Below are 14,428 nucleotides of genomic sequence, written 5' to 3' on the forward strand. Positions count from 1 at the left end.
AGGCTCCACCTTGGCGTCATAGCCTCTGGAGCCTCGCCATGTCCGAATCCCTGATCATCCCCTGCCCGCACTGCAACGGCCTCAACCGCGTGCCCGCCGAGCGCCTGGGCGACGCACCGCGCTGCGGCCGCTGCCAGTCGCCGGTCATCGTCGACCGCCCCTTCGAGCTGAACGAGGCCAGCTTCGCCGCCCAGGCCAAGGGCGACCTGCCGTTGCTGGTGGACGTCTGGGCCGACTGGTGCGGCCCGTGCAAGGCCTTTGCGCCGGTGTTCGAGCAGGCTGCCACGCGCCTTTCCGGCAAGGTGCGCCTGGCCAAGCTGGACAGCGACGCCAACCCGAACCTTTCCACGCGCTTAGGGATCCGCTCGATTCCCAGCCTGATCCTGCTGCGCAACGGCCAGGAAGTGGCACGCCAGAGCGGCGCCATGCCGCTGCCGCAACTGCTCGACTGGCTGGCCCGCAACGGTATCTGACGCCCCGCCCGCTGAGCGATCCGGTCAATCCGCGCGGTCATTGCCAGACCGCGCGGCGCAGCTAGTCTTGGGCAGACGATAAACAGGCGAAACGGAGCGCGCCCATGCCCTACCCCGAAGAATTCATCCGCCAGCTCACCGAAGAACACATCGCCTTCGTCAAGCGCACGGGCCTGAAGGCCGAGGTGCTGGAGCCGGGCCACGTGCGCCTGCGCATGCCGCTCAAGGGCAACGAGAACCACATCCACAACATGTACGCCGGCGCCCTGTTCACCGTGGCCGAACTGCCTGGCGGCGTACTCATGATGACCAGCTTCGACGCGCGACGCTTCTACCCGATCGTCAAGGAAGCCGGGCTGCGCTTCCTGCGCCCGGCCGCCAGCGACATCACTGTCGACGCCCGGCTCAGCGAGGACGAAATCCGCCGCATCGGCGAGGAGGCAACCAACAACGGCAAAGCCGACTTTGTGCTCGACCTGCAACTCAAGGACGAGGGCGGCACCGTCGTCGCCGAAAGCCACGCCGTCTATCAGCTGCGCAGCCGCTGACGACGGGCCGTTGTCCTGTATCAAGGTGAAATTTCCTACGTGGCGCGACAGTGAGAGCGCCACAGAGGGATGCCACCATGTACAGGAACCTGCTCGTCGCCCACGATCTCAGCGTGGAAGCGGACATCGCGGTGCGCCGCGCCGCCCAGCTGGCCCGCCAACACGGCGCCAGCGTCACGCTGCTGCACGTCATCGAGGAATACTTCCCCGACCGCATGATGGACACCGTCCGTGAGGCCGCCGAGGTCGCCCTGCGCGACGCCGCTGCGGCCAACGCCATCGCCGACTATCAACTGCTGATCCGCCAGGGCCGCGCCGCGACCGCCGTCACCCAGGCTGCGCAGGAACTCAAGGCCGACCTGCTGCTGATCGGCGCGCATCACCAGCAACTGCTCGAGCGCTTCGACGGCACCACCCTGGAGCGCATCGCCCGCCATTGCCGCGTGCCGATCCTGCTGGCGGTGGATGAATCCGCCGAACCCTACGCCCGGGCGTTGGCCGGGATGGACCTCTCGCTATGCTCCTGCCAGGCCTGGCGCGCCGGCTATCGCCTGCTACCCGCCGGCGCGGAACTGCTTGCGCTCAATGCCTACCAGCCGGGAAAGGCCGAGCGCGCCGACGAACATCTGGAGACCCAGCGCGCGCTGCTGCGTCAGACACTGCAGGACGAACGGGCACAGTTGCCGGCCGAAGGACCACAGTTGCTTTGCGCGGTGCAACAGGGAAACTTCCAGCAGGCGCTGGAGACGGCCCTGGGGGAATGGGCGCCGGACCTGCTAGTCCTCGGTAGCCGCAGCCGCGGCGCCATCGAGCAGGCCATGCTCGGCAGTTCGACCCGCTACTTCCTGCGCCGGCCGCCCTGCGACATTCTCATCTCACAGTGAGGCGGCGCTAAGCACGCTCCCCGGGCGGGAGCGCTTGATCCGCCGGAAACTCAGGCTTCCAGCAGGTTGTGCAGTTCGACGAACTGCTGGGTCAGCTTGTGCCGCGGATCGAGGAAGATCAGCGGCGTGCACGCCTGGTGCGATTCGCGCATCTTCACCGAGCTCATCAGGTACACCGGCAGTACCGGCAACTCCTCTTCCACCAGCTCATCCAGCAATTGCTGCGGCAGGGTGGCGCGCGGCTGGAACTGGTTGACCACGATGCCTTCGACTTCCAGGTCCTCGTTGTGGTCTTCCTTCAACTCCTCGATCTCCTGCAGCAGGCCGTAGAGCGCCTGGCGGGAGAAGCTGTCGCAGTCGAAAGGGATCAGGCAGCGATCGGCGGCGATCAGCGCCGAGACGGTGTAGAAGTTCAGCGCCGGAGGGGTATCCAGGTAGATCCGGTCGTAATCCTCGGCCAGCTCGTCCAGCAATTTGCGCAGCTTGTTGATCTTGTGCTTCTGCTCGAGCTTGGGCTGGAGGTCGGCCAGCTCCGGGCTCGCGGTGACCACGTGCAGGTTGTCGAAGGGCGTCTCGTAGATATCGACCTTGCCCTTGCGGCTGAAGGGGCCGGACGAGAGTGTCTGCTTGAAGAAGTCGGCGATCCCCACCGGCAGGTCCTCGCCGGTCAGGCCGGTGAGGTAATGCGTCGAGTTGGCCTGGGCGTCCAGGTCCACCAGCAGCGTGCGATACCCCTCCGCCGCACTGACCGCCGCCAGGTTGCAGGCGATGCTCGACTTGCCCACTCCACCTTTCTGATTGAACACCACGCGCCGCATGAGCCTGCCTCCGAAGCCATTCGAGTGTCCGGATTCTATGCAATGGCCATGACAACGGCGAGCCCTCCGTCGAACGGTCAGGCTTTCGCGTGCAAGACGGCTGCTTCGCGGGTCAGCAGATCGATGAAGGACTGCGCCAGCGGCGAGTGTTCGTCGCGCCGACGCACCAGCCACACCGAACTGGTCGCCCCCGGATCGAGCAGGGTGCGGTAGACCACGCCGTCCACCCGCGTACGTCGGAACGAGGCCGGCAGCATGGAAACACCCAGCCCGGCGGCCACCAGGCCGATGATGGTCATGGCCTCGCCGGCTTCCTGGGCGATGCGCGGGCTGAAGCCGGCCTGTCGCGACAGGGCGATCAACTGGTTGTAGAGGCCGGTACCGTAGCTGCGGGGAAAGAACACGAAAGGCTCGTCCGCCAGCGCGGCGATCTCCAGGCCGTCCTGGCTGGACTCGGCCAGCGGGTGGTCGGCCCGCAGCACCGCCACCAGCGGCTCGCTGAACAGCTCCACCGCCTCCAGGGTTTCCGGCAGCGCAATCGGCCGGATCAGCCCGACCTGCACCCGATCTTCCAGCAGGGCCTGCACGGCCTGGCCGCTGCTCAGCTCCTGCAGCTCCAGGTGAACGTCCGGGTAGGCCTGGCGGAAGGCCAGGATGCTGCGCGGCAGGGTCGAGGTGAAGGGCGCGGAGGCGGTAAAGCCGATCTTCAGCTCGCCCAGTTCGCCCTGGTGCGCTCGGCGCGCCAGCAGCACCGCGCGATCGACCTGCTGCAGCACCAGCCGCGCCTCGGTGAGGAACATCTGCCCGGCCTCGGTCAGCGCCACCCGTCGGTTGGTACGCTCCAGCAGGCGCGCGCCGATCTCCTCTTCCAGCGCCTGGATCTGCTGGCTCAAAGGCGGCTGCGAGATGCCCAGTTGCTCGGCGGCCCGGCCAAAGTGCAGCTCTTCGGCCACGGCGATGAAGTAACGCAGATGCCTCAGTTCCATGTCGCCACCATTGAGTCGAAGTAGATATCAAACAGGTCGATTAATATATTGGAAATAATAAAGACCGCTCCTTATCCTTGCCAGCACAAGCCCAATAACAACTCCAGAATCTTCTGTCATCCCCGCTGCACGGGCCTTTGTCGTCCCTGCGCGAGCCTTATCGAGGTGAGTTGTGAGTCAATCTGCGTTGCGGGCTCCAGAACCAGTCGAACCCGAGTTACTCAATGCCGCGCGCCAGGCGAATGCCAGCGTCGTCAGTGCCGTCGAAGAGATCGAGCGCTACATCGAGAAAGGCACCCCGGCCTTCATGCGCACCTCCCTGGCGCTGTTCGCCGGCGGCTTCGCCACCTTCGCCCTGCTCTATTGCGTCCAGCCGATGATGCCGGTGCTGTCCAAGGCGTTCAGCCTGACCGCCGCGCAGAGCAGCCTGGTGCTGTCCATCTCCACCATCACCATGGCCTTCGGCCTGCTGGTCACCGGGCCGATCTCCGACGCCATCGGCCGCAAGTCGATCATGGTCGCTTCGCTGATCCTCGCCGCCCTGTTCACCCTCGGCAGCGCAGTGATGCCGACCTGGCACGGCGTGCTGGTGATGCGCGCGCTGCTCGGCCTGTCGCTGAGCGGTCTCGCGGCGGTGGGCATGACCTACCTCTCCGAGGAAATCCATCCGCAGCACCTTGGCCTGTCCATGGGGCTGTACATCGGCGGCAACGCCATCGGCGGGATGAGCGGGCGGTTGATCAGCGGCGTGCTGGTGGACTACGTGAACTGGCACGCGGCGCTGGCCACCCTGGGCGTGCTCGCCCTGGCCGCCGCGCTGCTGTTCTGGCGCATCCTGCCCGAGTCGAAGAACTTCCGCCCCGTGCCGCTCAAGCCGCGCCAACTGGCCGAGGGCTTCCGTGGGCATTTCCGCGATGCCGGCATGCCCTGGCTGTTCCTCGTCGGCTTCCTGGTGATGGGCGCCTTCGTCACCCTGTTCAACTACATCGGCTACCGCCTGCTGGCCGATCCCTACCACCTGAGCCAAGCGGTGGTCGGCGTGCTCTCGGTGGTCTACCTGTCGGGCATCTACAGCTCCGCCTGGGTCGGCTCCCTGGCTGACCGTCTGGGCCGGCGCAAGGTGCTCTGGGCGATGATCGCACTGATGCTCAGCGGCCTGCTGATCACCCTGCTGCAACCGCTGGCGCTGGTACTGATGGGCATGCTGGTGTTCACCTTCGGCTTCTTCGGCGCCCATTCGGTGGCCAGCAGCTGGATCGGTCGTCGCGCACTGAAAGCCAAGGGCCAGGCGTCGTCGCTGTACCTGTTCAGCTACTACGTGGGCTCCAGCGTCGCAGGCACTGCGGGCGGGGTGTTCTGGCACCACTACGGCTGGAACGGCGTGGGCCTGTTCATCGCCAGCCTGCTGGCAGTCGCACTGCTGGTGGCGCTTCACCTGGCCCGTCTCGCAGTGTTACCGCGCGACCTTCCCGCACCGGCCAAGCACGGGTAGCCTCTACACACATCTTGTAAAACATATCCATAAACGACATTAGACGGTCGTACCAGGATAATTACATGCCTCCCTGCGACACCCCTCATGCGGGCGTTGTAGCACTTCTTCCCACTCTACGACTAAAGTCGTAACAAAATATGGCGCGATCCTTGCATCAAGAAAAACGCACGACTTGTTGGAATCCTGAAACGGACCTCGGCTCCCGCAGTACGCAATTCCCTCCTGTAGTTGTAGGTAAAGCATGAGCAGTACTCCTTCTTCCGGCCTTTCCCAGGGCCTGAAAAATCGTCACGTCACGATGCTTTCGATTGCCGGCGCCATTGGCGCGGGCCTGTTCGTAGGTTCCGGCCATGCCATCGCCGAGGCCGGTCCGGCGGTAATGATTTCCTATCTGGTCGCCGGCCTGCTGGTGGTTCTGGTGATGCGCATGCTGGCCGAGATGGCCGTCGCGCAGCCCGACAGCGGCTCCTTCTCCACCTATGCCGACCGCGCCATCGGCCACTGGGCCGGCTTCACCATCGGCTGGCTGTACTGGTGGTTCTGGGTCCTGGTGATCCCGCTGGAAGCCAACGCCGCCGCGGCGATCATCCACGCCTGGTTCCCCGGCGCGCCGATCTGGGTGCTGGCCTTCGTGATCACTTCCGCACTGACCGTGACCAACCTGTTCAGCGTGAAGAACTACGGTGAGTTCGAGTTCTGGCTGGCGCTGATCAAGGTCGTCTCGATCATCGCCTTCCTGATGCTGGGCTGCGCAGCCATCTTCGGCTTCTCGCCCAACAGCGAAGTTTCCGGCATCAGCCACCTGACCAGCGAAGGCTTCATGCCCAAGGGCTGGGGCGCCGTGCTCGCCGCGCTGCTGACCACCATGTTCTCCTTCATGGGTTCGGAAATCGTCACCATCGCCGCCACCGAGTCCAAGGACCCGGCCCAGCAGATCACCCGCGCCACCAACTCGGTGATCTGGCGTATCGCGCTGTTCTACCTGCTGTCGATCCTGATCGTGGTCTGCCTGGTGCCGTGGAACGACCCGCGCCTGGTGAGCATGGGCTCCTACCAGACCGTGCTGGAACACCTGCACATCCCATACGCCAAGCTGATCGTCGACATCATCGTGCTGGTCTCGGTGACCAGCTGCCTGAACTCGGCGCTCTACACTGCCTCGCGCATGATGTACTCCCTGAGCAAGCGCGGCGACGCGCCGAAGATCGCCCAGGTGACCAGCGTCAGCCGCACTCCGGTGTACGCCGTGCTGCTGTCCACTGCCATGGCCTTCCTCTGCACCTTCGCCAACTACCTGGCCCCGGCCGAAGTGTTCAACTTCCTGCTGGCCAGCTCCGGCGCCATCGCCCTGCTGGTGTACCTGGTGATCGCCCTGTCGCAGCTGCGCATGCGCAAGAAGCTGCTCGCCCAGGGCCATCAGCTGAAGCTGAAGATGTGGCTGTTCCCCTGGCTGACCTGGGCGGTGATCCTGTTCATCGTCGGCGCGCTGGTGATCATGCTGATCCAGCCGGATCACCGCATGGAGGTCGTCGCCACCACCCTGCTGACCATCGTGGTGGTCTGCTCGGGCCTGCTGGTGTCCAACCGCCGCAAGTCCCAGCGCGCCGCCGGCCTGGTGGGCGATGCTGCGTGATGCTCTCTGATGGGGCTTGATGCTCCATGAGGGAACGAAAAAGCCCCGCTGTGAAGCGGGGCTTTTTTATTGTCGAGGTGCACGGAATCAACCTGTAGGAGCGGACCCTGTCCGCGAAATCCCCCGCGGATGAATCCTCTCCCTTCGGGAAACTCCGGCAGCTTGCTCCTGCGTAGGAGCAACACGGTGCGCGATTCATCGGCAGGTCCGGCGCCCGGTCGGTTCGCGAGCAAGCTCGCTCCTACAGGGTGATGCCCAGTCCTTGCTCGCGAACCTAACCCGGAAAAGAAAAAGCCCCGCATCTGCGGGGCTTTTCATTCTGGCGTCAGGCTCAGTGATACTGCGCCGACAGCTCGTGCACCGCCTCGAAGAAGGCGCCGGCGTGGGCCGGATCGACTTCCGGAGTGATGCCATGGCCGAGGTTGAACACATGGCCATTGCCATTGCCGAAGGCGCCGAGGATGCGCGCGACTTCGGCACGGATGGCTTCCGGCTTGGCGTAGAGCACCGCTGGGTCCATGTTGCCCTGCAGGGCAACCTTGTCGCCGACGCGGACGCGGGCGCTGCCGATGTCACAGGTCCAGTCCAGGCCCAGTGCTTCAGCGCCGGTGTTGGCCATGGACTCCAGCCACAGGCCACCACCCTTGGTGAACAGGATCACCGGGACGCGGCGCCCATCGTGTTCGCGAATCAGACCGTCGACGATCTTCTGCATGTAGGCCAGGGAGAACTCCTGGTATGCAGCCGCCGACAGCGCGCCGCCCCAGGAATCGAAGATCTGCACCGCCTGGGCGCCGGCGAGGATCTGGCCGTTCAGGTAGTTGGTGACCGACTGCGCCAGCTTATCCAGCAGCGCGTGCAGGGCCTGCGGGTTGTCGTAGAGCATCGCCTTGGTCTTGCGGAAGTCGCGGCTGGAGCCGCCTTCGACCATGTAGGTGGCCAGGGTCCAGGGGCTGCCGGAGAAGCCGATCAGCGGCACGCGGCCGTTCAGCTCGCGGCGGATGGTGCGCACGGCGTCCATCACGTAGCCCAGGTCCTTCTCCGGATCGGGGATCGGCAGGGCGTCGATGTCGGCCTGGGTGGTCACGACCTTCTTGAAACGCGGGCCTTCGCCGGTCTCGAAGAACAGGCCCTGGCCCATGGCGTCAGGAATGGTGAGGATGTCGGAGAAGAGGATCACGGCGTCCAGCTGCGGGTAGCGGTCCAGCGGCTGCAGGGTCACTTCGCAGGCCATCTGCGGGTTCATGCACAGGCTCATGAAGTCACCGGCCTTGGCGCGGGTGGCGCGGTATTCCGGCAGGTAGCGGCCGGCCTGGCGCATCATCCAGACAGGGGTGACATCGACGGGCTGCTTGAGCAGGGCGCGGAGGAAGCGATCGTTCTTCAGGGCAGTCATAACGGCATCCGGAAAAAAAGTGCGGGCATTTTCGCAAAGCCCAAACGAAAAGGCACGGCGGGTGCCGTGCCTTTTGTCCATCGCGACAGTTTGTCGCTGCGACCCTTTGTGATTTAAGCGTCGCGAGCGACGCTCCGGCAAGGCGGAAACAGGCGAGGAAGTGGAGTTTGCTGCAGCAAATGAGCATTCCGAGCCTGTTTCCAACGCCGCCTGAGCTAGCGCAGCAGCTTAAACGCCGAGGTAGTCCAGGATGCCTTCGGCGGCGGTCCTGCCTTCGAAGATCGCGGTCACCACCAGGTCGGAACCCCGGACCATGTCGCCACCGGCGAAGATCTTCGGGTTGCTGGTCTGGTGCTTGAACTGCGCCGCGGCCGGGGCGATGACGCGGCCCTGGCTGTCGATTTCCACCTGGTGCTGGTCGAACCACGGGGCCGGGCTCGGACGGAAGCCGAAGGCGATCAGCACGGCTTCCGCCGGGATGATCTCCTCGGAACCCGGGATCGGCTCGGGGCTGCGACGGCCACGGGCATCCGGTTCGCCGAGACGGGTCTCGACCACCTTCACGCCTTCCACCTTGTCCTCGCCGACGATGGCGATGGGCTGGCGGTTGAAGAGGAACTTCACGCCCTCTTCCTTGGCGTTCTTCACCTCTTTGCGCGAGCCGGGCATGTTCTCTTCGTCACGGCGGTAGGCGCAGGTCACACTCTTGGCGCCCTGGCGGATCGAAGTACGGTTGCAGTCCATCGCGGTGTCACCACCACCCAGGACCACGACGCGCTTGCCCTTCATGTCGACGAAATCTTCCGGCGACTTCTCGAAGCCCAGGTTGCGGTTCACGTTGGCGATCAGGAAGTCCAGCGCATCGTGCACGCCGGGCAGGTCCTCGCCGGGGAAGCCGCCTTTCATGTAGGTGTAGGTGCCCATGCCCATGAACACGGCATCGTACTCATCGAGCAGTTGCTCCATGGTGACGTCCTTGCCGATCTCGGTGTTCAGGCGGAACTCGATGCCCATGCCGGTGAAGACTTCACGACGGCGCGAGAGCACCTGCTTCTCCAGCTTGAACTCGGGGATGCCGAAGGTCAGCAGGCCGCCGATTTCCGGGTTCTTGTCGAACACCACCGGGGTCACGCCGTTGCGCACCAGCACGTCGGCGCAGCCCAGGCCCGCCGGGCCCGCGCCGATCACGGCGACGCGCTTGCCGGTGGGTTTGACCTTGGACATGTCCGGGCGCCAGCCCATGGCGAAGGCGGTGTCGGTGATGTACTTCTCCACCGAGCCGATGGTGACCGCGCCGAAGCCGTCGTTCAGGGTACAGGCGCCTTCGCACAGGCGGTCCTGCGGGCACACCCGGCCGCAGACTTCCGGCAGGGTGTTGGTCTGGTGGGACAGTTCGGCGGCGGCGAGGATGTTGCCTTCGGAGACCAGCTTCAACCAGTTGGGGATGAAGTTGTGCACCGGGCACTTCCACTCGCAGTACGGGTTGCCGCAGCCCAGGCAGCGGTGCGCCTGGTCAGCCGCCTGCTGCGGCTTGAACAGGTCGTAGATTTCCACGAACTCGCGCTTGCGTTGGCGCAGGAGCTTTTTCTTCGGATCCTTGCGCCCGACTTCGATGAACTGGAAGTCGTTATTCAGACGTTCAGACATTTTCAGACCTCATCAAACTTCAGGCGCTTATTGCGGGTTGGCACGGGTGCTGGTCAGCAGGGAACCGAGGCTTGCGGCCTTGGGTTTCACCAGCCAGAACCGACGCAGGTAGTCGTCGAGGTTCTCCAGCAGATGTGCGCCCCACTCACTCGCGGTTTCCGCCACGTACTCGACCAGGACCTTGCGCAGGTGGCTGCGGTAGGCCTCCATCGCTTCGCCGCTGATGCGCTGGATTTCCACCAGTTCATGGTTCACGCGGTCAACGAAGGTGTTGTCCATGTCGAGGACATAAGCGAAGCCACCGGTCATGCCGGAGCCGAAGTTGTAGCCGGTCTTGCCCAGTACGCAGATGAAGCCGCCGGTCATGTATTCGCAGCAGTGGTCACCGGTGCCTTCCACGACCGCATGGGCGCCGGAGTTGCGCACGCCGAAGCGCTCACCCGCGGTACCGGCGGCGAACAGCTTGCCGCCGGTGGCGCCGTACAGGCAGGTGTTGCCGACGATGGCCGACTCCTGCGACTTGAACGGGCTGCCCTTGGGCGGGGTGACGACCAGCTTGCCGCCGGTCATGCCCTTGCCCACGTAGTCGTTGGCGTCGCCTTCCAGGTACAGGTGCAGGCCGCCGGCGTTCCACACGCCGAAGCTCTGACCCGCGGTGCCCTTGAAGCGGAAGGTGATCGGCGCCTTGGTCATGCCCTGGTTGCCGTGGACCTTGGCGATCTCGCCGGAAATCCGCGCACCGATGGAACGGTCGCAGTTGCAGATATCCAGCTCGTATTCGCCGCCCTTGGCGCCCGCGATGGCGTCACGGGCCAGCTCGACCATCTTCTCGGCCAGCAGGCCCTGGTCGAACGGCGGGTTCTTCTCGACTTCGCAGAACTGCGGTTTCTCGGCCGGGATCAGGTCGCTGCCCAGCAGCGGCGTGAGGTCGAGGTTGCCCTGCTTGGGCGTCTCGCCCGGGAGGATTTCCAGCAGGTCGGTGCGGCCGATCAGTTCTTCCAGGCTGCGCACGCCGAGCCTGGCCAGCCACTCACGGGTTTCGCTGGCGATGAAGGTGAAGAAGTTCACCACCATGTCCACGGTGCCGATGAAATGATCCTTGCGCAGCTTGTCGTTCTGGGTGGCGACGCCGGTGGCGCAGTTGTTCAGGTGGCAGATGCGCAGGTACTTGCAGCCCAGGGCGATCATCGGCGCGGTACCGAAGCCGAAGCTCTCGGCGCCGAGGATGGCCGCCTTGATGACGTCCAGGCCGGTTTTCAGGCCGCCGTCGGTCTGCACGCGGACCTTGCCGCGCAGGTCGTTGCCGCGCAGGGTCTGGTGCGCCTCGGCGAGGCCCAGTTCCCATGGGGAGCCCGCGTACTTGATGGAGGTGATCGGCGATGCGCCGGTACCGCCGTCGTAGCCGGAGATGGTGATCAGGTCGGCATAGGCCTTGGCCACGCCAGCGGCGATGGTGCCCACGCCAGGCTCGGACACGAGCTTCACCGATACCAGCGCCTGCGGGTTGACCTGCTTGAGGTCGAAGATCAGCTGGGCGAGGTCTTCGATGGAGTAGATGTCGTGGTGCGGCGGCGGCGAGATCAGGGTCACGCCGGGCACGGCATAGCGCAGGCGGGCGATCAGGCCGTTGACCTTGCCGCCGGGCAACTGGCCGCCCTCGCCGGGCTTGGCGCCCTGGGCCACCTTGATCTGCAGGACTTCGGCGTTGACCAGGTATTCCGGGGTCACACCGAAGCGGCCGGTGGCCACCTGCTTGATCTTCGAGCTCTTCAGCGTGCCGTAGCGCGCCGGGTCTTCGCCACCCTCACCGGAGTTGGAGCGACCGCCCAGGCGGTTCATGGCTTCGGCCAGCGCCTCGTGGGCCTCCGGCGACAGCGCGCCGAGGGAGATGCCGGCAGCGTCGAAGCGCTTGAAGATGGCTTCCAGCGGCTCGATCTCGTCCAGGCTCAGCGGCTGCTCGACAGTCTTCACCTTGAGCAGGTCGCGCAGCATGGAGACCGGACGCTGGTCCACCAGCGCGGTGTATTCCTTGAACTTGGCGTAGTCGCCCTGCTGCACGGCGGCCTGCAGGGTGTTCACCACGTCCGGGTTGTAGGCGTGGTATTCGCCGCCGTAGACGAACTTCAGCAGGCCGCCCTGCTGGATCGCCTTGCGGTTGTTCCAGGCTTCGTTGGCGAGCAGCTTCTGCTCGTTCTCGATGTCGATGAAGCGCGCACCCTGGATGCGGCTCGGGGTGCCCGGGAAGCACAGGCCGGTAACCTCGTCGGACAGGCCGATGGCTTCGAACAGCTGGGCGCCGCGGTAGGAGGCGATGGTGGAGATACCCATCTTCGACAGGATCTTCAGCATCCCCTTGGAGATGCCCTTGCGGTAGTACTTGAAGACCTCGTAGAGGTCGCCCAGCACTTCGCCGGTGCGGATCAGGTCGGCCAGCACCTCGTAGGCGAGGAACGGGTAGACGGCGGACGCACCGAAGCCCACCAGCACCGCGAAGTGGTGCGGGTCACGGGCGGTGGCGGTTTCCACCAGGATGTTGGAGTTGCAGCGCAGGCCGGTCTGCACCAGGCGGTGGTGTACGGCGCCGACGGCCAGGGCCGCGTGCACCGGCAGCTTGCCGGGGGCGATGTGACGGTCGGACAGCACCAGCAGCACCTTGCCGGCGCGCACGGCTTCCTCGGCCTGGTCGGCGATGTTGCGCACGGCCGCTTCGAGGCCGACGGACTCGTCGTAGTTCAGGTCGATGTGGTGACGGTCGAAGCCCGGACGCTCCAGGTTCATCAGGGTCCGCCACTTGGCCGGGGAGATCACCGGGGTGGTCAGGATCGCCTGGTTGGCGTGGTGCGGGGACTCTTCGAAGATGTTCTGCTCGATGCCCAGGCAGGTTTCCAGGGACATCACGATCGCTTCGCGCAGCGGGTCGATCGGCGGGTTGGTGACCTGCGCGAAGACCTGGCGGAAATAGTCGTACGGCGAGCGGATGCGCTTGGACAGCACCGCCATCGGGGTGTCGTCGCCCATCGAGCCGACCGCTTCCTGGCCCTGCTCGGCGAGCGGGCGCAGCACCTGGTCACGCTCCTCGAAGGTGACCTGGAACATCTTCATGTACTGCTTGAGCTGGTCGCCGTCGTAGCTGGCCACGCCCTGGTCATCGTCCAGGGTCGCCTGGATGCGCAGCGCGCTCTGGCGCAGCCACTGCTTGTACGGGTGGCGCGACTTCAGGCGGTTGTCGATGTCCTCGGTCTGCAGCAGCTGGCCGGTCTCGGTGTCCACCGCGAGGATCTGGCCCGGGCCGACACGGCCCTTGGCGATGACGTCCTCGGGCTTGTAATCCCACACGCCGATTTCCGAGGCGAGGGTGATGTAGCCGTTCCTGGTGGTGACCCAGCGCGAGGGACGCAGGCCGTTGCGGTCGAGCAGGCAGACGGCGTAGCGGCCGTCGGTCAGCACGACGCCGGCGGGGCCGTCCCACGGCTCCATGTGCAGCGAGTTGAATTCGTAGAACGCGCGCAGGTCGGCGTCCATGGTCTCGACGTTCTGCCAGGCCGGCGGAATGATCATGCGCAGGCCACGGAACATGTCCATGCCGCCGGTGACCATCAGCTCGAGCATGTTGTCCATGCTGGAGGAGTCCGAACCCACGCGGTTGACCAGCGGGCCGAGTTCGTCCAGGTCAGGCATCCACTCGTTGGTGAACTTGCCGCGACGGGCCTGGGCCCAGTTGCGGTTGCCGGTGATGGTGTTGATCTCGCCGTTGTGCGCCAGCAGGCGGAACGGCTGGGCCAGCGGCCACTTGGGCAGGGTGTTGGTGGAGAAGCGCTGGTGGAAGACGCAGATGGCGGTCTTCAGGCGCGGATCTCCGAGGTCCGGATAGAAGGCGGCGAGGTCCGCCGGCATCATCAGACCCTTATAGATGATGGTCTTGTGCGAGAAGCTGCAGACGTAATGGTCGGCGTCCTCGGCGTTGGCCACGGAGGAACGGCGACGGGAGCTGAACAGCTTGACCGCGAATTCCTGGTCGGACAGGCCTTCGCCACCGACGAACACCTGCTCGATCTGCGGCAGGCGCTCCAGCGCCAGGCGACCCAGGACGCTGGTGTCGATCGGCACCTTGCGCCAGCCGACCAGCTTCAGGCCGGCACGCTCAATCTCGCGATTCATGTTCGCGCGGGCGGCTTCGGCTTTCACCGGGTCCTGGTTGAAGAAGACCATACCGACCGCGTACTGGTCCGGTAGATCGGAGCCGAAGGACTCAAGGGCCACGGCGCGCAGGAACTGGTCGGGCTTCTGGATCAGCAGCCCGCAGCCGTCCCCGGTTTTCCCGTCCGCGTTGATCCCACCTCGGTGGGTCATGCAGGTCAGTGCTTCGATGGCGGTTTGCAGAAGTTCATGGCTTGCCTCGCCCGTCATATGGGCGATCAGGCCGAATCCGCAGTTATCCTTGAACGTCTCAGGATGGTACAGACCTGCTTTCATAGGGAACTCTCACCGGCAAAACTTTTTTAATTTCCAGGGTCTGCTGACGTTTCGCCATCGCCCTGTTTCGCCGTT

10 protein-coding genes are annotated in these 14,428 nt (G+C 65.0%); 5 read left to right on the forward strand and 5 right to left on the reverse strand.

Features of this window, described 5'->3' with window-relative positions:
• Positions 1-38: 38 nt before the first annotated feature.
• The 3 genes from trxC to ACNFBT_RS25425 all read left to right on the forward strand — a co-directional run bounded on the left by trxC (position 39) and on the right by ACNFBT_RS25425 (position 1,905).
• Complete coding sequence (gene trxC, locus ACNFBT_RS25415) at positions 39-473, forward strand: thioredoxin TrxC (protein WP_416753477.1); 435 nt, start codon at positions 39-41, stop codon at positions 471-473.
• A 104-nt stretch (positions 474-577) separates the two neighbouring features.
• The gene (locus ACNFBT_RS25420) at positions 578-1,021 is read left to right on the forward strand and encodes a YiiD C-terminal domain-containing protein (RefSeq protein WP_416753478.1); all 444 of its coding nucleotides are present in this window, start codon (positions 578-580) and stop codon (positions 1,019-1,021) included.
• A gap of 77 nt (positions 1,022-1,098) precedes the next feature.
• Complete coding sequence (locus ACNFBT_RS25425) at positions 1,099-1,905, forward strand: universal stress protein (RefSeq protein ID WP_416753479.1); 807 nt, start codon at positions 1,099-1,101, stop codon at positions 1,903-1,905.
• A 50-nt stretch (positions 1,906-1,955) separates the two neighbouring features.
• Here ACNFBT_RS25425 and ACNFBT_RS25430 read toward each other — a convergent pair whose 3' ends face one another.
• Both ACNFBT_RS25430 and ACNFBT_RS25435 read right to left on the reverse strand, forming a co-directional pair.
• Entirely contained in the window at positions 1,956-2,723 is a 768-nt protein-coding gene (locus tag ACNFBT_RS25430) for a ParA family protein (RefSeq protein ID WP_275608978.1), read from the reverse strand.
• A 77-nt stretch (positions 2,724-2,800) separates the two neighbouring features.
• Entirely contained in the window at positions 2,801-3,709 is a 909-nt protein-coding gene (locus ACNFBT_RS25435; protein ID WP_416753480.1) for a LysR substrate-binding domain-containing protein, read from the reverse strand.
• 172 nt (positions 3,710-3,881) lie between these two features.
• On the opposite strand from ACNFBT_RS25435, the gene ACNFBT_RS25440 reads away from it, so the two are divergent.
• Both ACNFBT_RS25440 and gabP read left to right on the forward strand, forming a co-directional pair.
• The gene (locus ACNFBT_RS25440) at positions 3,882-5,201 is read left to right on the forward strand and encodes an MFS transporter (protein WP_416753481.1); all 1,320 of its coding nucleotides are present in this window, start codon (positions 3,882-3,884) and stop codon (positions 5,199-5,201) included.
• A 244-nt stretch (positions 5,202-5,445) separates the two neighbouring features.
• Positions 5,446-6,837, forward strand: coding sequence for a GABA permease (gene gabP / locus ACNFBT_RS25445; protein ID WP_416753483.1), 1,392 nt, complete (start codon positions 5,446-5,448; stop codon positions 6,835-6,837).
• Between the two features lie 331 nt (positions 6,838-7,168).
• On the opposite strand, the gene hemE is transcribed toward gabP, so the two are convergent.
• The 3 genes from hemE to gltB all read right to left on the reverse strand — a co-directional run bounded on the left by hemE (position 7,169) and on the right by gltB (position 14,353).
• Positions 7,169-8,233, reverse strand: a complete 1,065-nt coding sequence (gene hemE, locus ACNFBT_RS25450) for a uroporphyrinogen decarboxylase (protein ID WP_416753484.1) — start codon at positions 8,231-8,233, stop codon at positions 7,169-7,171.
• Between the two features lie 228 nt (positions 8,234-8,461).
• A complete protein-coding gene (locus ACNFBT_RS25455) occupies positions 8,462-9,880 on the reverse strand; it encodes an FAD-dependent oxidoreductase (protein ID WP_017520506.1) in 1,419 nt (472 codons plus the stop codon).
• 27 nt (positions 9,881-9,907) lie between these two features.
• Positions 9,908-14,353, reverse strand: a complete 4,446-nt coding sequence (gene gltB, locus ACNFBT_RS25460) for a glutamate synthase large subunit (RefSeq protein ID WP_416753485.1) — start codon at positions 14,351-14,353, stop codon at positions 9,908-9,910.
• Positions 14,354-14,428 lie beyond the last annotated feature (75 nt).

Origin of the sequence: Pseudomonas sp. NY15181 (assembly GCF_048068055.1) — a bacterium.
GTDB lineage: Bacteria > Pseudomonadota > Gammaproteobacteria > Pseudomonadales > Pseudomonadaceae > Pseudomonas.